At 51.6% G+C, this 24,471-nt stretch carries 20 protein-coding genes and 1 tRNA gene; 13 read left to right on the top strand and 8 right to left on the bottom strand.

Going from position 1 to position 24,471, the window contains the following annotated elements; all coding sequences use genetic code 11:
- Window positions 1-67: 67 nt before the first annotated feature.
- Window positions 68-1,858 (top strand): ABC transporter ATP-binding protein, encoded by a 1,791-nt coding sequence (locus CHB59_RS07120; protein WP_089375626.1) that lies wholly within the window; start codon window positions 68-70, stop codon window positions 1,856-1,858.
- Window positions 1,845-3,683, top strand: a complete 1,839-nt coding sequence (locus CHB59_RS07115; protein WP_089375536.1) for an ABC transporter ATP-binding protein — start codon at window positions 1,845-1,847, stop codon at window positions 3,681-3,683. Before CHB59_RS07120 ends, CHB59_RS07115 begins: the two co-directional genes overlap by 14 nt.
- Here the strand turns inward: CHB59_RS07115 and CHB59_RS07110 are convergent.
- On the bottom strand, window positions 3,680-5,062 hold the full coding sequence (locus tag CHB59_RS07110; RefSeq protein WP_089375535.1) for an exonuclease domain-containing protein: 1,383 nt from the start codon (window positions 5,060-5,062) through the stop codon (window positions 3,680-3,682). The genes CHB59_RS07115 and CHB59_RS07110 overlap by 4 nt on opposite strands.
- Before the next feature lie 183 nt (window positions 5,063-5,245).
- Between CHB59_RS07110 and CHB59_RS11745 the strand changes: the two genes are divergently transcribed.
- Complete coding sequence (locus tag CHB59_RS11745; RefSeq protein ID WP_179212103.1) at window positions 5,246-5,395, top strand: hypothetical protein; 150 nt, start codon at window positions 5,246-5,248, stop codon at window positions 5,393-5,395.
- A gap of 66 nt (window positions 5,396-5,461) precedes the next feature.
- Here CHB59_RS11745 and CHB59_RS07105 read toward each other — a convergent pair whose 3' ends face one another.
- From CHB59_RS07105 to CHB59_RS07085, 5 genes are all read right to left on the bottom strand, one after another.
- On the bottom strand, window positions 5,462-6,496 hold the full coding sequence (locus tag CHB59_RS07105; RefSeq protein WP_089375534.1) for a sulfite exporter TauE/SafE family protein: 1,035 nt from the start codon (window positions 6,494-6,496) through the stop codon (window positions 5,462-5,464).
- Between the two features lie 180 nt (window positions 6,497-6,676).
- A tRNA-Asn gene (locus CHB59_RS07100) sits at window positions 6,677-6,752 on the bottom strand.
- A gap of 212 nt (window positions 6,753-6,964) precedes the next feature.
- The gene (locus CHB59_RS07095) at window positions 6,965-7,606 is read right to left on the bottom strand and encodes a peroxiredoxin (RefSeq protein ID WP_089375533.1); all 642 of its coding nucleotides are present in this window, start codon (window positions 7,604-7,606) and stop codon (window positions 6,965-6,967) included.
- 165 nt (window positions 7,607-7,771) lie between these two features.
- Window positions 7,772-8,815 carry an ABC transporter substrate-binding protein gene (locus CHB59_RS07090; RefSeq protein ID WP_089375532.1) on the bottom strand — a complete coding sequence of 348 codons (1,044 nt, stop codon included), beginning with the start codon at window positions 8,813-8,815 and terminating at the stop codon, window positions 7,772-7,774.
- Between the two features lie 321 nt (window positions 8,816-9,136).
- Entirely contained in the window at window positions 9,137-11,479 is a 2,343-nt protein-coding gene (locus tag CHB59_RS07085) for a TonB-dependent receptor (protein ID WP_245835082.1), read from the bottom strand.
- Between the two features lie 502 nt (window positions 11,480-11,981).
- Here CHB59_RS07085 and CHB59_RS07080 point away from each other — a divergent pair.
- The 7 genes from CHB59_RS07080 (at window position 11,982) to CHB59_RS07055 (ending at window position 18,250) form a co-directional block, all read left to right on the top strand.
- The gene (locus tag CHB59_RS07080) at window positions 11,982-12,671 is read left to right on the top strand and encodes a class II aldolase/adducin family protein (protein WP_089375530.1); all 690 of its coding nucleotides are present in this window, start codon (window positions 11,982-11,984) and stop codon (window positions 12,669-12,671) included.
- 116 nt (window positions 12,672-12,787) lie between these two features.
- Complete coding sequence (locus CHB59_RS07075; RefSeq protein WP_089375529.1) at window positions 12,788-13,447, top strand: HAD family hydrolase; 660 nt, start codon at window positions 12,788-12,790, stop codon at window positions 13,445-13,447.
- A gap of 280 nt (window positions 13,448-13,727) precedes the next feature.
- On the top strand, window positions 13,728-14,789 hold the full coding sequence (locus CHB59_RS07070; RefSeq protein ID WP_089375528.1) for an LLM class flavin-dependent oxidoreductase: 1,062 nt from the start codon (window positions 13,728-13,730) through the stop codon (window positions 14,787-14,789).
- A 13-nt stretch (window positions 14,790-14,802) separates the two neighbouring features.
- Window positions 14,803-15,972 carry an LLM class flavin-dependent oxidoreductase gene (locus tag CHB59_RS07065; RefSeq protein WP_089375527.1) on the top strand — a complete coding sequence of 390 codons (1,170 nt, stop codon included), beginning with the start codon at window positions 14,803-14,805 and terminating at the stop codon, window positions 15,970-15,972.
- Window positions 15,973-16,108: 136 nt separating this feature from the next.
- The gene (locus CHB59_RS11815) at window positions 16,109-16,741 is read left to right on the top strand and encodes an ABC transporter transmembrane domain-containing protein (protein WP_281252023.1); all 633 of its coding nucleotides are present in this window, start codon (window positions 16,109-16,111) and stop codon (window positions 16,739-16,741) included.
- Complete coding sequence (locus CHB59_RS11810) at window positions 16,653-17,870, top strand: ABC transporter ATP-binding protein (RefSeq protein WP_281252022.1); 1,218 nt, start codon at window positions 16,653-16,655, stop codon at window positions 17,868-17,870. The genes CHB59_RS11815 and CHB59_RS11810 overlap by 89 nt, the downstream gene beginning before the upstream one ends.
- A 104-nt stretch (window positions 17,871-17,974) precedes the next feature.
- Complete coding sequence (locus tag CHB59_RS07055; protein ID WP_089375526.1) at window positions 17,975-18,250, top strand: cupin domain-containing protein; 276 nt, start codon at window positions 17,975-17,977, stop codon at window positions 18,248-18,250.
- A gap of 64 nt (window positions 18,251-18,314) precedes the next feature.
- On the opposite strand, the gene CHB59_RS07050 is transcribed toward CHB59_RS07055, so the two are convergent.
- Together CHB59_RS07050 and map are read right to left on the bottom strand one after the other, a co-directional pair.
- A complete protein-coding gene (locus CHB59_RS07050; protein WP_089375525.1) occupies window positions 18,315-20,879 on the bottom strand; it encodes a [protein-PII] uridylyltransferase in 2,565 nt (854 codons plus the stop codon).
- Window positions 20,880-20,887: 8 nt separating this feature from the next.
- Window positions 20,888-21,688, bottom strand: coding sequence for a type I methionyl aminopeptidase (gene map, locus CHB59_RS07045; protein ID WP_089375524.1), 801 nt, complete (start codon window positions 21,686-21,688; stop codon window positions 20,888-20,890).
- A 218-nt stretch (window positions 21,689-21,906) separates the two neighbouring features.
- Here map and rpsB point away from each other — a divergent pair, with 218 nt between their 5' ends.
- The 3 genes from rpsB to pyrH all read left to right on the top strand — a co-directional run bounded on the left by rpsB (window position 21,907) and on the right by pyrH (window position 24,439).
- Window positions 21,907-22,656 carry a 30S ribosomal protein S2 gene (rpsB, locus tag CHB59_RS07040; RefSeq protein WP_089375625.1) on the top strand — a complete coding sequence of 250 codons (750 nt, stop codon included), beginning with the start codon at window positions 21,907-21,909 and terminating at the stop codon, window positions 22,654-22,656.
- Window positions 22,657-22,741: 85 nt separating this feature from the next.
- Window positions 22,742-23,617 carry a translation elongation factor Ts gene (gene tsf, locus CHB59_RS07035; RefSeq protein WP_089375523.1) on the top strand — a complete coding sequence of 292 codons (876 nt, stop codon included), beginning with the start codon at window positions 22,742-22,744 and terminating at the stop codon, window positions 23,615-23,617.
- Between the two features lie 105 nt (window positions 23,618-23,722).
- Window positions 23,723-24,439: a UMP kinase gene (pyrH, locus tag CHB59_RS07030; RefSeq protein WP_089375522.1), complete on the top strand. Its 717-nt coding sequence runs from the start codon at window positions 23,723-23,725 to the stop codon at window positions 24,437-24,439.
- Window positions 24,440-24,471: the final 32 nt, after the last annotated feature.

The following is a 24,471-nucleotide window of genomic DNA, read 5'->3' as shown; positions in this document are numbered from 1 at the left end:
TCGACCACGGGTTCTCGCTGTCACCATGCCTGGCTTCGTGGCATGAAAAATAATAGTGTGTGAAATTGTGAAACTCCATTCCTATCCCTTATTGCGTTGCTTGTCCTTGTATCGTCGTACACCGATACGCTTCCTGCTGTCGACCGCACTGTTTGCACTGGCCAACCTGATGCTGGTGTGGCAGCAGGGCATGATTGCGCGTGCATTGCACGATGTCGAGCGTGGTGTAGCAGTGGTGATTGATGCCGCTGGTGGGCTGGATATCAGTATGGCCGTACATTGGTTGATGGTCATTGTGGCCATTGCCTCTGGCCGTGCCTTGGTTATGTATTTTGTCGGCTGGCTATCCCTCACGATCCAACAGGATCTGCTGGGTCATCTCCGCGAGATGATTCTGGTCCAGGTGCAGCGTCTGGATCTTGCCTATCACTGGTTACACGGTGCAGGGGAAATTGTCACGCGTACAACCCGTGATGCGGACAAATTGCGCGATGCCCTGATCAGCTTCTGGCGGCAGGTGGTGGACACTGCATTCATCGTGGCTGCCGCTATCGGTTTTCTTTTCTGGTACCACCCATGGCTGGGTGTGGGGCCCTTGCTGCTCACTAGCCTGGGGTTCTATATCCTGTTCCGCCAGGCTGACCACCTGGTGCAGCTTGATCGCGCTGTGGGCAGGGCTTTTGATCACGTCAACCAGGACTTGACCGAAGGTGTGAACGGTGTGCGCGTTATCAAGGCATTTGGCCTGGAAGCCAGTCGAGTCAGAAAATTTGAGCGGCATGTGCAGTTTTTTGTGAGCCAGGCACTGGAGGCACTACGTTACTCTGCCAGTCGCATCCCGCTTCCACAATTCATCGTCGGGTTGGGGCAGGTGTGGGTGCTGGGCATCGGGGCCTATCTGGTCGCCGACCAGCACCTGAATTACGGGGAGCTGGTAGCAGCATTGCTGATGTCCACCACACTGGTTTTCCGCGTGGAGGGAGTCGGACGTGTGATACAGGTGTTTGCCGATGCACGATCATCCGCTGCACGCATCTGGGAACTACTGGATGCAGTGCCTGAAATTGCAGATGGCACTCGGGATGTGGTTGCAGGTCGAGCCCTCGGCGTGCGTATGCAGCATATCAATGTAGCGCCGCCTGGCGGAGGCAACCTGATATTGCAGGATTGCAGCCTTGAATTGAAGCCAGGGGAGATTGTGGCACTGGTAGGAGCAACAGGGTCGGGTAAGAGTACGCTGGCAAGCCTGTTACCCAGGCTGGTGGATGCCAGCCATGGCACGATCACACTTGGCGCGGAAGATGAATGGCATGAAATAAGGGAGTTCAGGTTGGATAGCTTGAGGCGCGCAATCCATGTCGTGCCTCAGGAGAGTTTTCTTTTTTCTGACACACTGGCGGCCAACCTGCGGCTCGCAGCTCCCTCTGCTACGGAGGAGGAGTTATTGTGGGCATTGCACCTGGCATCAGCCAATGAAGTGCTGGATCGCCTGGAGCATGGGTTGGAAACCCGTATTGGGGATCGAGGTATTACGCTTTCAGGAGGACAACGGCAACGCATATGCCTGGCCCGGGCATTGATCAGCAAGCCTGCCATCCTGGTGCTGGATGATGCGACCAGCGCGCTGGATGCAGTGACCGAGAGAACCGTGCTCAACAATATCCGCAGCCTGTCCGATGAAAATGGCCAGGCTGTTTCGGTGCTGATGATTGCCAGCAAGCTATCCACCATTCTGCTGGCTGACCGGGTATTGATGCTGTCCGGTGGCAGGATTGTGGCCGAAGGAACGCATGCCGACCTGGTAACGGGAAACGCTGAGTACCGGCAATTACTGGGAGTGGAACATGGCCATGGATAAATCACCTGCCTTGCGTGTCATGTCTGATATCGAACTGGAAGAAATGCTGGCCAGACAGAAACTGCAGCGTGGCATGTTCTGGCGGTTATTGCCGCTGCTACGCCCGGTCAGGCATTTTGTCATTGGTGCTATTGTGGCTGAGATTGTGCTCGTGGCATTGATATTCCTGAGGCCTTACCTGATTGAGCAGGTGATTGACCATGGGATGGTCAGGAGTTTGGAAGGGCTGTATCACTTGAACACACATATCATGCTCTGGGCGTTGGTTGGCATGATAGTGTCCTGGGCCGGGCGTTTTGGCCTGGCCGGGCTGTCACAGTTCCTGTCCGGTTCGGCTGCCATTCGGGTACTCAACGGATTACGGGTCAGCGTGTTCAATCACGTACAGCATCTGAGCGTGGGATATTTTGACCGTACCAAATCCGGGCGCATCGTCTCGCGTATTGACCGTGATGTGGACAGCCTTGAACCCTTGATGATCCAGGGGCCGCCGGAGCTGCTCTCGGCCTTGTTACGTAGTGTGGTGGCCGGCATACTACTCTGGCTGACATCGCCTGTGCTGTTTCTCAGCCTGGCATCGGTGATCCCGCTGTTGCTGGCGGCAACCTGGCTGTTCAAGCATCTGGCCCAGAGCAATTATGCACGCGTGGCTGAGAATCGCGCCCGCTTCACTGCTCACCTGGTGGAAACAGTTGCCGGTGTGCGCCTGATCAAGCAGGCTGTGCAGGAGGCAAGTAACCGTCAGCGCTACCGGCTGTTGATCGAGGATTTCATCAATGCCTTGATCCGTAATACCCTGATGGCCGGCTGGTTCTCTCATTTCACCGGAATACTGACTACCCTGGGCATGATGCTGCTCATCGTATTCGGCGGACGTGAAGTTGCCCTGGGACATATCAGCTTTGGGCAGATGGCAGCCAGCATGTTCTATGTCTTCATGTTTCTTGGCCCGTTGCAGGAACTGGGGGATTTATTCGAGCGCTATATCAATGGCGTGGCTTCGGCCCAGCGTATTTTCCTGTTGTTGGATACTCAGCCTGAAATCCGCGATGCATCATCCCCCGCATCATTATCGAATGTGGGGGGCAATGTGGAGTTCCGTGATGTGGTGTTTTCATATCATCCTCACGGTGAAAATCCGGTCATACGCCACCTGAACCTCAAGGTCGAAGCTGGCGAGGTGTTGGCTATTGTTGGCCCGACCGGGCATGGCAAGAGTACGCTGGTGCAATTGCTGACACGTTTTTATGAAGTGCAGGGTGGGGCGGTGCTGGTTGATGGTAAAGATGTCAGGACATTGGCCCAGCATGAGCTGCGCCGCCATGTGGGTGTTGTCCTGCAGGATAATGTGCTGTTCAGTGGCAGCATCCTCGATAACCTGCGCCTGGCAAGGCCTAAAGCCAGTGAGACTGAACTGGTTGCGGCGGCTGGAGCATTGGGCGTGCATGAGATTATCAGCCGCCTGCCGCATGGCTATCATACTGAAGTTGGTGCCCTGGGATCTCACCTGAGTCATGGGCAGCGCCAACTGGTGTGCCTGGTACGCGCCTATCTGGCTGATCCTGCCATCCTGATCCTGGATGAGGCGACTTCTGCCGTGGATATCCAGACCGAGCGCAAGATCCAGCATGCATTACGTCAACTATGCGAGGGTAGAACTGCCATTATTATTGCACACCGTTTGGCCACTATCCGTGATGCTGATCGTATTGCCGTGATCCGCGACGGGCAGGTAGTAGAACAGGGAATGCACACGGACTTGATGCAGCAAGGCGGACATTATGCAGCCTTGTATCGCGCCTATGAAGCGGGGCAGGAGTTCTAGAGATGAAGCAATTGCACACAGGGCTTGCTCAGCTCCTTCAATAACAGTTTGTAAACCTGGAAATCGAATTGCAATGTTGCCTTGGTATCACCTAACTGCTCCAGGTCGCTGATGTTATCCACCGTTCCCAGATGGCACCAGTGGTCGAAGATATGTATGTCAGTCTTGTCATGTCCGGAGCCTGGCTCGCGGATACCGATTTTTCCTGGGTAAGGCCATGGCTTCAACTGTTGATTGATCAACGCCTGTTGCAGGCGTAAATAGTGCAATGTGGGTGCTTCCCTGCCACAGCATACGCCTTTGCAACGCTTGAGCGGTGCTGCAAAGCAGGGGCCATCACTATCTTCCAACCCCAACCATTGCGGACACAAGCTGTGTGCTTCCGCCATCTGGCGCAGGGCAGCCGTGGCCTGTCGGATGCTACGGTATGCCCCATAAAATTGGCCTGACATCTCGGGCGTCATATCATCCAATGTGACCAGTTTCAGCAAGGGGAGCTGCTCTGCTGCGCTGGCCAGATGCCATGTGTACAGCTGGTGGGTGTGAAAACGATTATGGATGGGATGATGTTGCCTGACCAGGTTTGCCTCCAGTAATGCCGCACCAAATTCGCCTGCAGTGGCTGTCCATGTGATGTCCTGGATTGCCTGGGTAATACGCACCTTGTGTATCCGCACATGTTCTCCATTGAAATGCGACATGGCTTTGCGCCGGATGTTGGTACTTTTCCCTACATAGAGCGACAAACTGTTTTCACCATGGAAACAATATACACCTGGGCTTTCCGGCATCTCGTCCATCAACCTTGCGTGAATGTCGGCAGGTGGCGACTGATGCTGGAGCAGTGTCGCTGCAGTATTTCGCAAATGTTCCATGCCATGTTCTGCAGCGGCAATGCGCAGGAACTCTGCCACGACCTCGACATCTCCCATGGCACGGTGCCTGGCCTCACAATGGATGGCATGCCTGTTGATAATGGCGTCCAGTCCATGGCTTTTATGCACCGGATAGAGCAGGCGCGACAACTTGATGGTGCACAGCGCCTGCAGTTGCAGCGTGATGCCTAGCCGCTTGAATTCACGTCTCAGGAAACCATGGTCGAAGCGCACATTATGTGCGCACAGAACTGCACCTTGCAGGTGAGAAAGTAGTTCATTGGCGACATCCTGGAACAGTGGAGCGTCATGTACCATGGCATTGCTGATGCCGGTAATGCCTTCAATGAATGAGGAAATGGGTATTTCAGGATTGATCAATGTCTGCCAGCGGCTGACCTCAATTCCGTCTTCATAACGGATCAGGCCGATTTCCGTAATCCTGTCTTTATCAGGCGTTGCGCCTGTGGTCTCAAGGTCTATCAGAACGTAAACAGGCAGCATGATGGCAGAAGGAGGGTGTCGGAATCATGGACGATTGTACAGCAGGATCCAGGAGTCATGGAGATGAAAATGCCGTATTGGCACAACTTGTGCTTGATTTAAACCAGTGCTTGATGATCAGTTGTCATATCCTCTTCATCTGGCCTGTCTATGATGTTTCGACATACTGCAAAGGAGCTAATCATGAGTGAAAAAGAATATAACCAACTAATCGCAACAGATGATTCCATGAAGGTGCATGAAGTCGATGATCTTGTCATTGCCTTGCGGGCTGCCGGCACACCTTTCACTGATGACATCATCCAATCGGCGATTGATGAGGGTGTGCATTGAGCGGTAATTTTGTCCACTCTCTCCTTAAAAGGCTTGCATGCGTGCAGGCCTTTATTGTTTACAAGGTCAGGGGAACTTGATTTTCCTGATTAACTGATCGTTGTGGTCGTAATAATATGCCTCGTACGAAATCTTTCTCAAGGCATAGACTTTCTCAATGACAATCTTTGCAGCTCCCACATCTTGCGAGAGTACGTGGGCCTGTCGTGCCTGATTCAAGCTTGAGAAAGGGATGATTTTCTCGAACTCGAAGCCCTCGCCATATTTGAATTCAATGGAGTAGACCAAGTCATCCCAATTGAATTTGGCGTCGTAACCTTTTGATACCCTGATGAGATCAATGTTGGGGTTATGAGCCGCCTGGATCCTTACCACAGCGCTATTCAGCAGCAACACGCCGGATAACACCATGGCGCTGTAACCAATCTTGCTGAATAACTTGATGGAGATATTAGGCAGGACATACTTCATCAGGTAAGTGGAAGCAATGGCGGCCACTGCAACCAGCATGCCGATATAGAATGCTTGCAGCGTAAACAGGCCGAACGAGGCATATAAGCATAATTTGACAATATGCAGGATGATTTCATTGGCCGCACGGGTAGCAATTATCTGCTCCTTTGTCAGCCCGTAACGTAGATATACCCGGTTGAACAAGACACCCACAGCACCAGTCAAGGCGGAGATAAACCCGGCCAGGAAGCCGATGAACCTGAGCGTATGGTTTGAGAATGCAGGTTTGTCCTGAAGCGTTGCGGATTCTGTCTTGAATATATAAGGCAAGTTGGATACAAGAAATATCGCCATGCATAACTCTATATACATTGGGGCCAGGTAACTCAATAGCCATGCGCCTACCAACACTCCGGGCAATGCGAACGGCAGGAAGTGTTTCACGATGTTCCAGTTGATTTGCCGGAAGAACAGATGGAGCTTGGTGATGGAGCTGACGGATGTCCCAATGGAAAGGGCGGCAGGCACCTGGGCAGCAGGTAGGACATAACCCAGGATCGGGATCAGCAGCAGTCCGGCACCGCCTCCGCAAATCATGCTCAAGGCAAATGCCAGGAAAGCGACAAGGAAAATGTTCAGATATATCATGTGTCGAGAGGTGTTAGTCTACTCATGGCACGAGCAGAGTCATGAGATCAAGTGTTTCTATGCAATATATCAAATGATACTGACACAAGAAAACTCCAGGATGATGCATGATGTGTCGAAGTAATGAGTACGGACAGAGCGTAACAAAAAGGCCCGCAAAATTGCGGGCCTTTTCTTATCTGGCTCCCCGACCTGGGCTCGAACCAGGGACACACGGATTAACAGTCCGTTGCTCTACCGACTGAGCTATCGGGGAATCGATGAAGGCGCTACTATACTGGGCTGGCAGGGGTGCGGTCAACTGTTTTCTGCAAAGAAATGTCAGATTTTTGTCATCTGTTTTGCCCCGATTTTACTATCTGTGAATTTTCCTTTTTGAATCAATTGCCCGCTTTGCCATGTGCAGGTTGTATGGGCTTACATGGGAAATGCAGATGCCCGCATGAGCGGGCATCGGATACGGCAGATTTACTTGTTCGGTTGCGGAGTAAGCCTGAGGTAGGGCTTCACTTCCTTATAACCCTTGGGGAACTTCTGCTTGAGCACTTCTGGATCCTTGATCGAAGGCGCAATGACGACATCATCACCATCTTTCCAGTCAGCAGGTGTCGCTACACTGTGATACTCAGTCAGTTGTAGTGAGTCGATGACGCGCAACAACTCATTGAAGTTGCGGCCAGTGCTGGCTGGGTAGGTCAGCGTCAGGCGGATTTTCTTGTTCGGGTCGATGATGTATACCGAACGCACAGTGGCTGTGGTGCTGGCGTTGGGGTGTATCAGGTCATACAGCTCTGATACCTTGCGATCAGCATCGGCAATGATAGGGAAGTTGACTTCTGTATTCTGGGTTTCGTTGATATCAACGATCCAGCCTTTGTGTGACTCCACTGGGTCTACTGAAAGTGCGATAGCCTTGACATTACGTTTCTTGAACTCTTCAGCCAGTTTGGCGGTTGCTCCAAGCTCGGTGGTGCATACCGGCGTATAGTCTGCGGGATGAGAAAACAGAATGGCCCAGCTATCTCCCAGCCAATTGTGGAAGGAAATTGGACCAATGCTTGAATCCTGGGTGAAATCGGGCGCAGTATCGCCCAAGCGTAGTGTTGCCATGTTGAGACCTCCTGTTGATTATTCAACCCTGAACTGTCATGGCCTGTCTTTATGATCATCCACAGGCCATCTGGAATAAATAGGGCTGTCACTTTATTCTGTCAAGTAACAGCCCTAATTAAAACATATTAGAGGTAATTTAGTTATACATTATTGTTATATGCACTATGCAGCCAGTTGTATAGAGTTGCCCAGTATTTCTGCCAGAGGCGCAGGATCTATCCATGCATTGACATCAAAATCAGTGTTGATGAATCCCCATTCCAGCAGGAAATCCTTATAACCCTCAAGAGCCTGAATGAGGTCAGGATTCAGGCTGGTGCCCTGGTGCAGGTGAATATCATGTCCATAAGCCTTGTGGACATAGTCAGTAGTGGAGCCTGACTCTTTGGCAATGTAGGCTGCTGTTTCTGCTTCATGTGCAGCAGCCCATTTGCCCGCATCCACGATCCGGCGCAGGAAGCGGATCACCAGGTCGGGGCGTTTGCGCAGGAGCTCACTATCCACAGTGATCGGGCGAGGGGCACCATTGTTGGCCCGCACTTTGGGATCTGGATGATGGCGGACATCGTAGATCACCGTGAGGCCATTGGCTTCGGCAACTTCAACGCCTCGGGCGCCTTTGGTGAAAATGACATCGACCTTGCCGTTCTTGAGCGCTTCAAGTTCTGTGCTGTAGGCAGCGCGAGTACCACTGCTCCAGCCTGAATCACCGTCTGGCTGCGGTATTTCCAGGTCAATCAGCTCAATATCTTTTGACGTCAGCCCGGCGGTATCCAGGGTGACAATGATGCCACGCAGTGCACTGGCACGCTGATGGTCAATGCTGATGTGGTTGCGTGGCAGGGCAATTCTCTTGCCTTTGAGGTCTTGGGGTTCCTTGATTCCGGCAGTAGGCAGCGCGAGGATCAGTTGTGCCTCATCAATCCAGTTGAGGCCGATGACCTTGGTATCAGCGCCATTTGCTTTTGCCCAGATCGCCGGGACATTGCCTCCCTGGCGGAAGGAGTGCGGCAGCTTGTGATCATAATGGGATTCACGCAGCGCAGGATCACGTGTCTCCTGCAAGGTGTTGATAGTGATGTTGTCTGGCTGGAACTCCTGTGTAAACCAGTCCTGGCGGGCGGCCAAGCCAAGTGGAGTCGGTACTGGGCAGCGGGTGTACCAGAGGGTATCTATCGGCGTAGTGTTCAGGTTTTCTGATGACATCGGTAATCTCCTTGGGGTGTTGACCTGTAATAGAATAGGATGGAGTTTTACAATCTGCATGTTTTGTGCCACAAAGTATTAATTGTAATTAATTTATATTAATCAAATAATTAAAAAATTATTTTAATAATACAGATTAAATATTGATGTTCAAGCAGCAACAGGAGGCACTGTCTGGATATCAACATGTTTGCCATCAGGCAGAAAGCAACGATATGGGGAAAAGCTGGGATGCTGGCAGGTCGGAAAAATAAGCGGCCTGACAATGAATTGTCAGGCCGGGATTGTGTATGAGCCTTGAGGCTGCGGCTCACCGAATAGTTAGAACCTGAAAGTCAGGGAGGCGCCGATAGTTCTTGGATTGCCCCAGTACACGGTGTTGCCAGTGGCATTGCTGGCAGGCAGGGCGTGATAACGGTATTCCTTGTCAAACAGGTTGTTGACGTAGGCAGTCAGCTCTACCTTGTCACCTTGGGTGCTGTAGGTCACTCTTGCATTTACCAGGGTGTAAGGATCTTGATTCAGCAGGTCGTTATCCTGTGGAACGACAAAAAAGTATTGTTTGCCTTGGTAGCGCGCGTCTGCTGAAAGCACCAGCTGGTTGCCGTTGTTGAGCGGGATGCGGTAGCGCGCGGCAACCTGGGCAGTGAGGTGAGGGGCGCGTACGAATTCGTTACCGTCATAGTTGCCGCCACCGTTCTGCACGTCGAATTTCTCAAACTCGGTCTTGAGCAAGCCTATATTGGCATTCAGGTGCAAATTGGTAGTGGGTAAGGCCTCAAGTTCAAATTCCGCACCCTTGACGCTGGCTTTTTCCACATTCTGCAGGTAGGAAATCGGTACGGATAGATTAGTGCCTACCACGTTGACTTGCACGTTGCTGTAGTCGTAGTAGAAAGCATTGGCATTGAAGTTGAGGCGACCATCCAGCCATTCTGACTTGTAACCGATTTCATAGACGTTGAGCTCTTCCGGTTTCAGCGTATTGAGCGCCAGCGGGTTGGCTGCAGCAGTGTTATAGCCGCCAGACTTGATGCCGCGTGAGAACTTGAAGTAGACCCGTTGCGTATCGCTGATCTTGAATTGGGGCGTGATGTCATAGGTAAAGGCATTCCAGCGCTTGCTGCGGCTATCGCTGAATGTGCCGACGTCACCGTAGTTACCGTTGTAGTTATTCCACCATTGAGCATAGTCAGACCAGGATGCTGCGTTGCCATTGTTGAGGCGGTTGAGATCATATTCCTTTTCTTCCGTGGTCCAGCGGGCACCAAGCGTGACGTCGAATTTGTCAGTGAAGCTATAGGTAGTGCTGCCGAAAATGGCATAGCTTTCTGTTTTGTGGGACAAATCCGTGCTGTTGAATGAAACAGCTTGTGATGAGCCTGGCAATTGCGGAGTCGCGCCATCTGGCAAGCGTGCCGCGGCAGTGTATGAATCAATATCTTCCTTGAAATAGAAGAAGCCCGTGAGCCAGTTCCAGCGGTCTTCACGTGGAGAAGCCAGGCGGAATTCCTGACTCCATTGATGGCTTTTTGCATCGGTATAGCCGCGTCCGATTTCCAGAGGGGTATTGTCCGAGTCGCTCAGGGTTTCCTGCTTGTAATTGGCAAATGCTGTGATAGAGGTCAGAGTGAGTTTGCCCAGTTGCCAGTTTACATTGAGCGAAATACCATTTTGCGTGACCTCGTTGCTGTCCTCTGCATTGCTGCTGACATGATTGATATCCGTGCTGGGGATATAACCATCGCGGAATACACCGGTGGCACTATTGCTTTTGACAGTGCCTACATTGCCATCTGTCTTGTATTTGCGATGATAGACATTCAGCAAAGCGTCAAGGTCAGGCGTCAGCGAGAACAGCAACTGGCCCCGGATAACAGCGTCATCGACAGCCCCGGCAGTTTTGCCATTGAACTGGTTCTTGAAGCGGCCATCCAGATCCTGATTGTAAAAAGAAATACGACCTGCGATGCGCTCATCCACAATGGTGCCGCCGATCGCCCCCTGAATGACTTTGTCGCCAAAACTGCCGTAATCTGCCTTGACGTATCCTTCAGGTTTGTCGGAAAAAGTTGGTTTCTTGGACACAATATTCACAGCACCACCTGTGGTGTTCTTGCCCCACAAGGTGCCCTGTGGCCCACGCAATACTTCTACACGCTCCAGATCGAAAATAGGGATGCCGGTAGCGCTGGCGTTACTGATGAATACATCGTCAATATAAAAACCAATTGGGTTGGGGAAGTCCAGCTGCTGCTGTCCTGCACCTACGCCACGGATCCACCAGCGAGGACGACCATTTTGGATAGTACCGGCAGATGAGTTGGGTACGTTGTTGAGGATTTCCCCGGCCGAGCGTCCAACACCACGCTCCTGCAAATCATCGCCACCCAGTACTGAAATGGCTGTAGGAACCTCCTGCGCATTTTCTTCACGACGTTGCGCTGTTACTACTACGCTGCCTAACGAGGATTCAACTTCTTTGGGGCGTGCTTGCGTGATACCGTCCGCGTCAGATTCCGCGGAAGTATTAATGTTTTCCTTGGCACTATCCTCTGCCGCCTGTGCAACAGCAAATGCTAGGCTTCCTGCGAATGTAGCGGCGACAGCATGTGTCAGGGGTTTACGGATAAATGCAAAAGAAGTTTTTTCATGTTTTGGCATATTCATTCCTGCAATCAGATTAAGACGGGCTCACATACAGTGAGATAGCCATCTGTTCGCAGAAAACATGCCAGTTTGTTGGTTTATTTTAACTATTTGATTTGTAATAAAATTTATTTTTATGACACAAGAAGAACCAATATATTTGTTTATAAACCAACAGCGGTAAAGACGTGCCCGCAACAGAACCTGTTTGTTTTGAAGCATCTTGCAGATACCTGTCCAGAATTCACCAGACAAAGGAAATTTGCTTGTAGGTTAGTGTTGTTAGCCAGGCATATGCTGAAATTTAAACATCTGGCACACAGTTTCAAATATTAATAAATTACATTTGAATATATATGTAGTTATTTGATAATAATTGATTATTTTTTATATTTAAGGGGATGGGATATATTGGCATGTAGCTTGCAATGAATCATTAGGGCCAACTGGCATGCGGCTGGGACACATCGGTTTCCAGGGCCAGGAGGATTCAATCCAAGTTTAAGGAGACATTGCAATGAGTGACGCTTTATCAGAAATCGATCTGATTTCTTACATAGAAGATGCCAAGGCAGACGCAATACATGCTTTCAATACCTTGCGTGAGAACCGTACTCTGTCAGCCAGCCTGATATTTCATATTACCCACCGCATTCCCGGTCACGACAAGCTGTTGCATATCCGCTTTCCGGGTGGATTGGCAAGGGATCAGGCGCCCACGATCAATATCACCAGCTTTTCCGATGAAAAGCACCATATCCTGAATGAGTCGCGGCTGGATGCGGATACTGCCATTCATGTGCATACCAATTTCCTCTCAGCATGGTCACTGGCGCATAAGCCGTTCCCCATTCTTTATGTTGCGGCGGCCCGTCATTTGCTGGCGCGTGAGATTCCCAATCATCTGGATCGCACCCGTACTGTGCTTGATATCATCCGGGAGCGGCTGGATAAATATCCTGAACTGGCGCCGCCGCCAGCACTGCTGGAGTCTAATGGTGGTGTCAACTTCTGGGGTAGGGGCATTATCCGGACTTCCGAGCTGATCCTGTTCGTGGAAGAGGCTGCCCGCTATCAGGCAATAGCCGAACAGATCGGTGGCGCGCAGCTGTATACGCCAGGCGCACTGGAAGTACAGTGGAAGCGTACAGGGCTATTGGATCCTTCCAAGGCCTACAGCGGCCGCTATCTGGAGGATGTTGCCTGATCCATTCTGTTGCAATGGCAAAATGATGGCAGGCTGGATGGTGAAGGCAAGGCATAGATGCATGAGTTTTCGCTTTCAGGCATGATGCTGCGCTTGATATAGGTAACGAGGAAGCCATGCCTGACCGTGAGTTGGTGATTTTTGATTGTGATGGTGTATTGGTTGATAGTGAAAAGATCACCAATCAGGTGTTTGTTGATGTGCTGAATGAAGACGCTATTCCTGCTCGCATGGAGGATATGGCGCGCCATTTTGTCGGCCGTTCACTGGATCAATGTATGAAAATGATTGCGGGGATTTATGGTCGTGAACCGAGACAGGATTTTCTTGCTCGTTACAGACCCAGGCGTGATGCAGCATTGAGGCAGCACCTGAAGCCCGTAGAAGGTATCAGGGAGGTATTGCAGCAACTGCAATTGCCTCATTGTGTTGCTTCCAACAGCAGGGCGGAAAAAATACACGAAATGCTGGAAATTACAGGATTATCAGCCTATTTCGACGGACAGGTATTCAGCGCGGCAGATATGGGCAAACCCAAACCGGCACCGGATGTTTATTTGCAGGCTGCTGCTGATATGGGGCACCTACCTTCTGCCTGCCTGGTGATCGAAGATACGGATGTAGGTGTGACCGCGGCTGTTGCAGCCGGCATGCAAGTCTATGCCTATACCGGTACCATGAGTGCGAGCCGTTTACTGGAAGCCGGAGCAGCTCAGGTATTCGACAGCATGCGGCTGCTACCGGAGATGCTGCAGCGCAACCAGTTACCTGCATGATGGCGCGTTCAATCACACACACTCTTTACTGGATTTTACTGTTTGCATGGGTGTTGGGTTCTGTGCAGATGGATAAAAACAAACAGTGATTTCAATGCTGGTGTCCTGAATTCAACAGATGCTGCTGAAGGTGTTCCAGCTTTTGTACTGGGGTAATTTAGGTAATATTCAATATAAACAATGTAATAGATAGAAAGTATCTATTACATTGCATTCCTGTTGGTGTGTGGCACGATTTCTGCGACAGATAAATACTATTCAGTATTGCAGGAGACCATGCATGAGCGCCCAATTTTTCTGGTTGTTGCCTACCGCAGGTGATGGCCGTTATGCCGATGCGCAGCAGCGGATTCGCGGGGAACGTACCACGGATGACGCTTATTTTCTGCCGGGAGTAACTGATCCACGGGACAGGAATTTCAATTATTTCGATTATTTGCATCAGGTAGCCAGGGCTGTCGAGCTGGCACACTTCGATGGCATAGAGATACGCAATGATCCGGAAGGGGAAGAATCCTGGATTGTTGCGGGCTACGTCAGTCGTGCAAGCAGGAACCTGACTGTATTGACCGAGTTTGATGCCAGTCGTGGTTCTGCTGTTTATGCAGCCAAGAATGCGGTCAGTTTCCAGCGTTTTACTGGTGGGCGTTTTGCCTGGAAAGTGACTGTGCAGCCGAATGCTGCAGCACGCCGCAGGCAAGGTGACTTTGTTGAGGAAGAAGGGCTTTATCCTCGTATTGATGAGTTTGTCACGGTGGCACGCAATGTGATCACTACTACAGGCTACGACTTCAACGGGCGTTTTTTCCAGGTATTGCAAGGTGGATTTCAGGGACCATTATCAGGGCAGAAGGTACCACCGGTGTATTTTTCAGGCTCCGATGAAGCTGCCTTGAAGTTATCGGCCCGTCTTGCCGATGTGCATGTATTCAATGCGCTACCGCTGGAGGATGTTCGGTTGTTGGCTGGCAGGCTGGAGCAGTACGCTGCTCAAGCCGGACGTCAGGTGGATTTCGGGCTGCGTATTGATGTGCTGGCCCGGGAAAGTGAGGAGGAGGCGGTCTTTGATGCTCGTCGCTATGCGGAGCAGAGCGGGCAGGGCACGCAATTGCAGCATGCCGGATTATGGGCAGGCCTGACGACCTCGACTACCGGCGCAGATGCCACGCTGGTTGGTAGTTATGAGCAGGTTATCGCTCAACTGGCTGCCTATGCCACGGCTGGGGTCAACCATTTCAGCCTGGGAGCGGTACCCAGCCTGGAAGAAGCCTATCGTGTCGGCGAGAATGTCTTGCCTGGACTGCGACACCTGATCAACAGCGCCAACCAGCGCGCAGCCTGAAAAGGAGTGAAAAATGACAATTGATGTTTTCTGGAGAATTCCCACTCATGGAGAGCCCAGCTCTCTGCGCAACAAGTTACACCACCGTGGCGACTGGTCACAGCAACATGGTGACCACGTAGTGCACAAAGGCTTGAGTGGCGGTCATGATGATGGTTTTACCAACCTGGATTATATTGCAGAAGTGGCACGTGCCGCTGAGATATCGGGCTTTCAAGGTGGCTTGATTCCTTCCTTCCCCATGACCGATGAGCCATGGGCCATTTCTTCCTTCCTTGCGCGTGAAACCAGTACCTTCCGTTTCATGATCGCGTTCCAGCCGGGCTTTCTCAATCCGGTTGTGGCAGCCAGAATGACAGCCAGCTTGCAGCGGGCAACAGGAGGTCGTGCACTTTACAACGTCATTACTGGCGGGGGCGGGCCTGCCCAGTTGTGGTGGGGGGATGTGGCGCCGCATGATGACCGCTATGCCCGTACTACTGAGTTTCTTGATATCTTGCGCGGCGTCTGGAAAGGAGGAGAGTTTTCCTATCAGGGAAAATTCTACCAGGTGGAAAATGCAGCGTTGCCTGTCCAGTTGCTGGGGCAGGATTTCCCGGAAATCTATTTTTCTGGCTCTTCCGATGCGGCGCTGGCCTCAGCTTCAAAACATGCAGATTATTACCTATCATGGCTGGAGCCTTTTGATCAGTTGCGGGATAAGTTCGATCGTGTCAAAGAGCGTACTGCCGCGTTGGGGCGCAAGATTAAATGCGCAGTGCGCGTGGATATCATTGCACGCAGGACAGAAGAGGAAGCCTGGCGTGAAGTTCGGCGTGGATTTGAAAATCTTGATGGCGCCGCACGCGAGCGCTACAAGCGTTTTGCCGAGCAGGCCGGAGATTCCGTTGGGGCTAGCCGCCAGCGTGGCAATGCGCCAAAAGAGCTTAATGATTACCGTGATTTCATCATCCATCCCAATGTCTGGTCTGGTTTGAGCCTGCTGCGTGGCGGCCAGACTCAGGGTATTGTCGGAAGCTATGAACAAGTAGCGGAAAGGCTGGATGATCTGGTTCGCCTGGGAGCTGACGCCTTTATTCTTGCCAGTACTCCACACCTGGAAGAGGCTTACCGGGTTGGTGAGGAGGTATTGCCACTGGTGCGTGGACATGACAGCACGGCAACATTACGGGCTGTTGGCTGAGCCGTGTTCTTGATTTGAATAACCCTGTGCTGAGGCATGGGGTTTTTTACGCTTGATACAAATCCGTACTCATTACGTGGCTGATATTCGTGACGGCATGTCCTAAAATTCAACTTTGTTTCAATATTTTATACCCATGCACCCCCTGAAAAGACTTTTCACACATGCACGTCAATACAAGAGGGATGCATGGGTTGCCTCATTTTATTCCTTACTCAACAAGATTTTTGATGTCCTGCCGGAGATTCTGATTGGTGTTGCCGTGGATGTGGTGGTGAACCAGAAAGATTCATTCCTGGCTGGATTGGGAGTGGTGGAACCAAGGGATCAGCTGATTCTCCTGGCTATCCTGACGGTGATTATTTGGGTCGGGGAGTCGCTGTTCCAGTATCTTTACGATGTACGCTGGCGCAACCTCGCGCAGAACTTGCAACATGAGCTGCGCATGCAGGCATACCAGCATGTACAGAAGCTGGAGCTGGCTTATTTCGAGCGCAATCGCAGCGGCAACCTGTTGGCCATCCTCAACGAAGATATCAACCAGATGGAGCGTTTTTTCAATGGCGGCTTCAACAGCCTGGTCCAGGTCTTTTTCGGCACGCTCATGGTGGGTGGGGTGTTCTTTTTTCTGACAAAAGAACTGGCATTCCTGGCCCTGATTCCTGTGCCTTTCATTCTGTATGGCGCATTCTGGTTCCAGTCCAGGCTGGCAGCGTTACACATCGGTGAGGGAGTCTTCTGGCGCATTGGCTGCAAGATTAAACAATAACTTACAGGGAATATCTACAGTAAAGGCTTATGCAACGGAAGAGTTTGAGGCTCAGCATATTCATGGCGCTTCTGATGTCTATCGTGCCAGGAATGCAGAAGCAATTCGCCTCTCTGCTGCCATTACACCTGTGATCCGGATTGCGATTCTGGCAGGGTTTACCGTGACGCTGCTGTATGGAGGCTTCATGACGCTGAATGGCGATCTTGGGGTAGGTAGCTATTCCGCACTGGTATACCTGACCCAGCGCCTGCTATGGCCGCTGACCGGGCTGGCAGAGTTGACTGACCTCTATCAGCGCTCCATGGCCTCGATACAACGTGTCATGAACCTGTTGGATACGCCAGTGGCAATTCAGTATGGCGGCAAGGCCTTGCCACTGGAAAAGGTAAAGGGGGAAATACGTTTTTCCGACGTTGGATTCTCCTATGATCCAGCTGTCGGTCAGCCAGCGTTATCCAGCCTGAGTCTATATATTCCGGCCGGGAAAACCATTGCATTTGTCGGGGCGACAGGTGGTGGAAAAAGCACGATAACAAAGTTGCTGCTGAGATTCTATGATCCGCAACAAGGCAGCATTCTGCTGGATGGGAAAAATATTGCCAGCCTGGACCTGCAACAGCTGCGACGGGCAATTGGGTATGTGGCACAGGACACTTTTCTTGCCGATGCCAGTATTGCCGAGAATATTGCCTATGGCCAACCAGATGCCGGCATTGATGCGATTGTCGCCGCCGCCAAGGCTGCGGAAGCTCATGAGTTCATCGAACGTTTGCCTGGTGGTTATGCAACTCAGGTTGGGGAGCGCGGCATGAAGCTCTCGGGTGGGCAGCGCCAACGGCTGGCCCTGGCGCGCGCCATTCTCAAGAATCCGCCTATCCTGGTTCTCGACGAAGCGACCTCCGCTGTGGACAATGAAACCGAAGCTGCCATCCAGCGCTCGCTCAATAAACTGGTGGTCGGGCGTACCAGCATCATCATCGCGCACCGTTTGTCTACAGTGCGGCATGCAGATTGTATTTATGTGCTGGATCATGGACAGATCGTGCAGGCCAGTCGGCATGAGGAGTTGTTACATCAAGAAGGGCCTTATGCAGAGCTATGGAAATTGCAGACCGGAGAAGTGTAGAAGTAAGACGGGAAGGGCTCTTTTTTGTGGGTTCAATTCAACGCATGCTAGAATCCCGGTGGAGCCGCTTTGTGGCTTATCAATTTTTAGATGAAGGATTTTAAATGAGCCAAATTATTATTGAGCACAACCCAAGCGAAGAAAAGCTGAAGGAACTGGGTGTTGCAAACTGGTCTATCTGGGAAAAGGAAGTGTCCAAGTTCCCACTGGATTTCGGTATCAAGGAAACCGCTTACGTTCTGGAAGGCGAAATCCTGGTAACCCCAAAAGGTGGCGAGCCTGTACGCATCGTTCCTGGTGATCTGGTTGTGTTCCCTGTTGGCTTGCAAAGCAACTGGGAAGTGGTCAAGCCACTGCGCAAGCACTACAAACACGGTTAATTCGTTAATCGCGTAGTGAAAAGCCCTGCTGGGTCAGCAGGGCTTTTTTTATATCTGCATAGGCTCAGAGTTGTTCACGCAGGCTGATTTCCAGCCTGTCCAGGATGTCTTGCCTCAATTGACGGCCAGACTTGTCCGTGATCAGGAAGGTATCTTCAGCACGATTGCCTAGTGTGTTGATTTTTGCAGTGTGCAAGCGGATATGCTGTTGTTGCAGCACATGAGCAATGCGGGAAAGCAGGCCAGGCCGGTCATTGGTGGCAATGTCCAGTAAGGTGTAAGGGCTGTTCTCTTCCTGCTTGAGCAGTATTACTGGCTTGATGGGCATGTGCTTGACCTGCCGGCTGACTCGACCTTGTGCCGGTATCTCTGTCGGTAGCTGGCTCAATAACTTCTGTGTCAGTTCATACTCTATGAAACTTAATAAATCACGGTAGGAAATTTTTCTATCTGATTGATCAAGAACAAGGAAGTTATCCAGTGCATAGCCATGTTGTGACGTATAGACTTTAGCTTCGACAATGCTGTAGCCCAGGCGGCCAAAGAAACTGCAAATGCGGACGAAGATATCTGCCTGGTCTGGCATGTAGATCATGGTCTGGATGCCGTCGCCTGCTGGGCTGAGCCTGGCGCGAACCACGGGTTGCTGGGTATTGGCGTGAGCGAGCAGCAGGCGCGTGTTCCAGGCAATCAGTTGTCCATCATGGCGCAGGAAGTAGCTTGAGCCAAGCTTTTGCCAGAGTGACAGGTAGGCATGTTCACTTACCCCGTAATAGCTGAGGATTTCCCTTGCCTGTTGCTGGCGGGTGCTGAGCTCCTCATTCATGTTGCTGCCATGCAATATGCGCTGGGTGGAGCGAAACAGATTCTCCAGCAATGTTGCCTTCCAGGCATTCCACACTTTTGGGCTGGTGCCGCGGATATCGGCTACTGTCAGCAGATAGAGGGCAACCAGCCGCTGCTCATTACCAACATACTGGGCAAATTTTTCCACCACTGCCGGGTCGGAAATATCGGACTTCTGCGCAGTAGAGGACATGACAAGGTGTGCCTCAACCAGCCAGGCGACCAGTTCGCCATCTTCCTTGGGCAGGCTGTGCTGCTTGCAGAAACGGCGGGCATCGACCGCGCCCAAGGTTGAATGGTCGCCACCGCGGCCTTTGGCAATATCGTGAAACAGGGCGCCGAGATATAACAGGTGCGGCTTGGAAAATTCCCTGATCAGGCGGCTACATAATGGAAACTCATGTGCAAACGCGGGATTCGCGAAACGCCTGAGATTGGCCAGGACATTGAGAATGTGCTCGTCAACAGTGTATACATGGAACAAGTCATGCTGCATCTGGCCGGAAACCCTGCCAAACGCGGGGATGTAGCGGCCAAGTACGCCGTAGCGGCTCATACGCTTGAGCGTATGTGTAATGCCCTGCGGCTGCTGCATGATCTCCATGAACAGTGCCTTGTTCCTGGGATCCTGGCGGAACTGTGGCGTGATGTCACTCTTGGTCCGGTGCAGGGCGCGCAAGAGGTCTGCACCCATGCCTTGCAGTTCGGGATGCTGTTGCAGCACGAGAAAACTTTCCAGGATGGCAGATGGATCATCGTACAGCAGGGTGGGGCTCTTGGTTTCGAGTAGACCATTGATGGCTTCAAACCGGCTGTCCAGACTGATGACGGTATGCTGCTGCGGATAGAGGCGCTCACGCAGGACCTGCAGGAGAATTTCGTTGATCAGGCTGACAAACTTGGCGCTCTGGTAAAAGCTGTGCATCAGCTGTTCACTGGCACGTTTATGCTTGCGGGGAACCAGCCCCATCTGAGTGGCAAGCTCATTCTGGAAATCGAACAACAGCCGGTCTTCGCGGCGCCTGGCCATAAAATGCAGGCGGGTGCGCAGTAATTGCAGGTTACGTTCATGACGTCTGACTTGCTGGGCTGCCTGCCGCGACATGATTCGGGATTTGACTAATTCCGGCCAATTTCTGCCGAGTTTGAGTGCCCGGGCAATCCAGATGATGTTCTGCAGGTCGCGCAGGCCTCCCGGGCTTTCCTTGATATTGGGTTCCAGATTATAGGCAGTATCATTGAAGCGGGCGTGGCGTTGCTGCTGTTCGGTGATTTTGGCTTCAAAGAATGCGGCTGGATCCATTGACGACATGATGTCCTGCTCAAAGTTGCCATAAAGTGCTGCATTGCCACTGAGGTAGCGTGCCTCCAGCAGATTGGTCTGCACCGTGACATCCCGCTGTGCTTCTTCAATGCATTCAGCCAGTGTGCGTACGCTGTGCCCGATAGCCAGCCCGATATCCCACAATAGTCCGATCAGTTCCTCGAGCTTGCGATTGATGGCTTCCGGGACATCCTCTGCCAATAAAATGAGGATATCTACATCGGAATGCGGAAACAGTTCCCCGCGGCCATACCCGCCAACGGCAACCAGGCAGGCATGCTGATCCAGCGCGAATCCCTGCCATAACGATTGCAGGATATGGTCGGTGAGCCTGGATTGTGCCTGCAGCAGGCGCGTGACGTCAGGTTTCAGCTCGAATGCCTGACGAAGAGATGCCTGGGCGGAGCTAAGCTCCTGGCGCCATTGACGCGCAAGGGTATCGAGGCCGGAGGAGGGCATGGGACAGGCTATTTGATGAACGCCGGGCTTGCAGGCGTACCTGCTGATACTGTCAAGACTTCATATCCTGTATCGGTAACCAGTATCGTATGTTCCCATTGAGCAGACAGGCTGTGATCCTTGGTGACGATAGTCCAGCCATCTCCCAGTTGCTTGATATCCCGTTTACCGGCATTGATCATGGGTTCGATGGTGAAAATCATTCCAGGCTTCAGCACGGCTCCCTTGCCAGGCTGCCCGTAATGCAGCACTTGTGGATCTTCATGGAAGTTCTTGCCGATGCCGTGACCACAGAATTCCCGTACTACGCTGAAACCATGTTTCTCGGCATAAGTCTGGATGGCATGGCCGATGTCGCCCAGTGTCGCGCCGGGCTTTACCTGGTCAATGCCCAGCCACATGCAGTCATAAGTAATGTCGGACAAGCGCTTGGCCTGAATGGAAATCTCGCCGACATGGAACATGCGACTGGTGTCACCGTAATAACCATCCTTGATGACCGTAATATCAATATTCAGTACATCTCCATTTTTCAGTATTTTCTCACCCGGAATGCCATGGCAGATCTGATGGTTGACTGAAGTACAGATGGATTTCGGGTAGGGTGTATGGCCATGCGGGGCGTAGTTTAACGGGGCAGGGATGGTTTTTTGCACATTGACCATGTAGTCATGGCAGAGCTCATCCAGCTTGCCTGTAGTCACGCCTGGCTTGATATGGGGTGTGATAAAATCCAGTACTTCGGCAGCCAATTTGCAGGCTACGCGCATTTTTTCGATATCTTTTTCAGATTTGATGTTGATTGCCATGGTATTGCAAGGCTTGCGCCTAGGTTTTCCTTGAATTCGTACAGCTGCTTATGGTAGCATACGCACCCGCTTGGCAGGAATAATGCTTGCCAGGTGAAACCCCGTAGCTTGTCAATGTTGTCAGGCTGCAAATCTGCACATATGCCCCGTACAGGGTGCCTGCTCGTATGCAGGTGATGTTGGGCGTATGGAAGCATAACCCTTACTGGAGATTTGAAATGTCCGTTACTATGCGTCAAATGCTGGAAGCTGGTGTCCACTTTGGTCACCAAACCCGCTACTGGAATCCCAAGATGGCTCAGTACATCTTCGGTGATCGCAACAAGATTCATATCGTCAACCTGGAAAAGACCCTTCCCCTGTTTGAGGACTCACTGAAGTATGTGCGTCAACTGGCAGCAAACAAGGGTCGCATCCTGTTTGTTGGCACCAAGCGCCAGGCTCGTGAAATCATCAAGGAAGAAGCATCACGTGCTAACTGCGCATACGTCAATCATCGCTGGTTGGGTGGCATGCTGACTAACTTCAAGACGGTCAAGCAATCCATCAAGCGCCTGAATGATTATGAAGCCATGCTGCAAGATGGCGGCATCGAGAAGTTCGGCAAGAAGGAAGCGCTTGGTTACAAGCGTGAAGTTGAAAAGCTTGAGCGTTCTATCGGTGGTATCAAGGAAATGGGTGGCTTGCCTGACGCTATCTTCATTATCGACGTTGGCCACGAAAGTGGTGCAGTCACTGAAGCCAACAAGCTGGGTATCCCTGTGATCGGTGTTGTTGATACTAACAACTCCCCTGACGGTATTGCGTATGTGATTCCTGGTAATGATGACTCCAGTCGTGCGATCCGTCTGTATGCACGTGGCATTGCAGATGCCGTACTGGAAGGTCGCAACCAAAGCATCAATGAAATTGTAAAGGCAGCGTCTGAAGAAGAATTTGTCGAGGTTGAAGAAGCCGCGGCAGAGTAAGACCCTGTTACAAGGGGGCTTTGGCCCCCTTTTTTTGTACCTGATTCTGGCCTGAGGCCAAAAAACTATAGTGTAAGGAGTAAAAATGGCTGAAATTACCGCAAGTATGGTCAAGGAACTGCGTGAACGTACCGATGCACCTATGATGGATTGCAAGAAAGCTTTGACTGAAGCTGAGGGTGATATGGCGCGTGCAGAGGAAATCCTGCGTGTGCGTTTTGGCAATAAGGCAAGCAAGGCTGCTGGCCGTGTCGCTGCTGAAGGTGTAGTAGCTGTTAGCATCAAGGCTGATGGCAAAGTAGGTGCCATTGTTGAAGTCAACTCTGAAACTGACTTCTGTGCCAAGAATGCAGACTTCCTGGAGTTCACCGTTCAAGTGGCAAATGTCGCAGCTGATGAGAAGCCAGCTGATGTGGCTGCTCTTTCCGCACTGAACATTGCAGGCGGCAATGTCGAGAGTGTGCGTGCTCAATTGGTTGGCAAGATTGGCGAAAATATTACCGTGCGCCGCTTTGTGGCTGCTGAAGCCAAGGGCACGCTGGCAAGTTATGTCCACGGAGGCCGTATTGGTGTATTGGTGGATGTAGTTGGTGGTGATGAAGCGCTGGGCAAGGATATTGCCATGCATATTGCAGCTGCCAAGCCGAAGTCACTGGATGCCAGCGGTATAGCACCTGAACTGCTGGACGCAGAGCGTCGTGTCGCCATTGAGAAGGCAAGGGAAGCCGGCAAGCCGGAAGCCATGCTGGAGAAAATTGCAGAAGGTACTGTGCAGAAATTCCTTAAAGAAGTGACTTTGCTGAGCCAGCCATTCGTCAAGGACGACAAGCAGACCATTGAGCAATTGCTCAAGGCCAACAATGCCAGCATTGCTTCTTTCACCATGTATGTGGTGGGTGAGGGTATTGAGAAGGTTGTCACTGACTTTGCTGCTGAAGTTGCTGCTGCAGCAAAAGGTTAAGGGATGATCGCGCATGCCGCGATAACCTTGTAGTAAACTGAACGTGAGCTATTTGCCCTGCGAATGCTCACGTTTTGCACAATTTGCATAACAATCAGGATCCCCATGAGCACTCCCGCCTATAAACGCATACTATTGAAACTTTCTGGTGAAGCCCTGATGGGGGATGACAGCTACGGTATCAACCGAGCGACCATTACCCGCATCGTGGAAGAGGTCAAGGAGGTGGTTGATCTCGGCGTGGAGGTGGCTGTAGTGATTGGTGGTGGTAATATTTTTCGTGGCGTTGCGCCGGCAGCTGAAGGTATGGACCGGGCAACAGCGGACTATATGGGAATGCTGGCCACCGTGATGAATGCCTTGGCCTTGCAGGATGCCATGAAGCATATCGGCCTGGTCAGTCGCGTGCAGTCTGCGTTGAATATCGAGCAGGTGGCTGAGCCATACATTCGTGGCAAGGCGATTCGTTATTTGGAAGAGGGGCGTGTTGTCATCTTTGGTGCTGGCACGGGCAACCCATTTTTTACCACTGATACTGCCGCAGCATTGCGCGGCATGGAAATTAATGCTGACATTGTGCTCAAGGCGACCAAGGTAGATGGCGTCTATACGGATGATCCCAAGCGCAATCCGGAAGCCATGCGTTACAAGAGCCTGACGTTTGATGAGGCTATTGTCAAAAATCTCAAGGTGATGGACGCGACCGCATTGACCTTGTGTCGGGATCAGAAGTTACCAATTTCCGTATTCAGTATTTTCCGTCAGGGAGCACTGAAACGGGTCGTGATGGGTGAGGACGAAGGAACTCGCGTTCTACCGTAACACTCAGATACACGTAATTTAGGCAGGAGAAA

Source organism: Methylobacillus rhizosphaerae, from assembly GCF_900187985.1.
In the GTDB taxonomy this organism is placed as follows: Bacteria; Pseudomonadota; Gammaproteobacteria; order Burkholderiales; family Methylophilaceae; genus Methylobacillus; species Methylobacillus rhizosphaerae.
The sequence above is the reverse complement of the archived record's forward strand: the minus strand, read 5'-3'. Positions and strand labels throughout refer to the sequence as shown.

Bases quoted from the DNA above. Each gene is read 5' to 3' on its own strand.
- CHB59_RS11815 (WP_281252023.1), top strand. From the start codon at position 16,109: ATGCACCCCCTGAAAAGACTTTTCACACATGCACGTCAATACAAGAGG.
- CHB59_RS07105 (WP_089375534.1), bottom strand. From the start codon at position 6,496: ATGATATATCTGAACATTTTCCTTGTCGCTTTCCTGGCATTTGCCTTG.
- CHB59_RS07095 (WP_089375533.1), bottom strand. From the start codon at position 7,606: ATGGCAACACTACGCTTGGGCGATACTGCGCCCGATTTCACCCAGGAT.
- CHB59_RS07080 (WP_089375530.1), top strand. From the start codon at position 11,982: ATGAGTGACGCTTTATCAGAAATCGATCTGATTTCTTACATAGAAGAT.
- map (WP_089375524.1), bottom strand. From the start codon at position 21,688: ATGGCAATCAACATCAAATCTGAAAAAGATATCGAAAAAATGCGCGTA.
- tsf (WP_089375523.1), top strand. From the start codon at position 22,742: ATGGCTGAAATTACCGCAAGTATGGTCAAGGAACTGCGTGAACGTACC.
- CHB59_RS07110 (WP_089375535.1), bottom strand. From the start codon at position 5,062: ATGCTGCCTGTTTACGTTCTGATAGACCTTGAGACCACAGGCGCAACG.
- CHB59_RS07055 (WP_089375526.1), top strand. From the start codon at position 17,975: ATGAGCCAAATTATTATTGAGCACAACCCAAGCGAAGAAAAGCTGAAG.
- pyrH (WP_089375522.1), top strand. From the start codon at position 23,723: ATGAGCACTCCCGCCTATAAACGCATACTATTGAAACTTTCTGGTGAA.
- CHB59_RS07090 (WP_089375532.1), bottom strand. From the start codon at position 8,815: ATGTCATCAGAAAACCTGAACACTACGCCGATAGATACCCTCTGGTAC.
- CHB59_RS07075 (WP_089375529.1), top strand. From the start codon at position 12,788: ATGCCTGACCGTGAGTTGGTGATTTTTGATTGTGATGGTGTATTGGTT.
- CHB59_RS07085 (WP_245835082.1), bottom strand. From the start codon at position 11,479: ATGCCAAAACATGAAAAAACTTCTTTTGCATTTATCCGTAAACCCCTG.
- rpsB (WP_089375625.1), top strand. From the start codon at position 21,907: ATGTCCGTTACTATGCGTCAAATGCTGGAAGCTGGTGTCCACTTTGGT.
- CHB59_RS11745 (WP_179212103.1), top strand. From the start codon at position 5,246: ATGAGTGAAAAAGAATATAACCAACTAATCGCAACAGATGATTCCATG.
- CHB59_RS07065 (WP_089375527.1), top strand. From the start codon at position 14,803: ATGACAATTGATGTTTTCTGGAGAATTCCCACTCATGGAGAGCCCAGC.
- CHB59_RS07050 (WP_089375525.1), bottom strand. From the start codon at position 20,879: ATGCCCTCCTCCGGCCTCGATACCCTTGCGCGTCAATGGCGCCAGGAG.
- CHB59_RS11810 (WP_281252022.1), top strand. From the start codon at position 16,653: ATGGCGCATTCTGGTTCCAGTCCAGGCTGGCAGCGTTACACATCGGTG.
- CHB59_RS07115 (WP_089375536.1), top strand. From the start codon at position 1,845: ATGGCCATGGATAAATCACCTGCCTTGCGTGTCATGTCTGATATCGAA.
- CHB59_RS07070 (WP_089375528.1), top strand. From the start codon at position 13,728: ATGAGCGCCCAATTTTTCTGGTTGTTGCCTACCGCAGGTGATGGCCGT.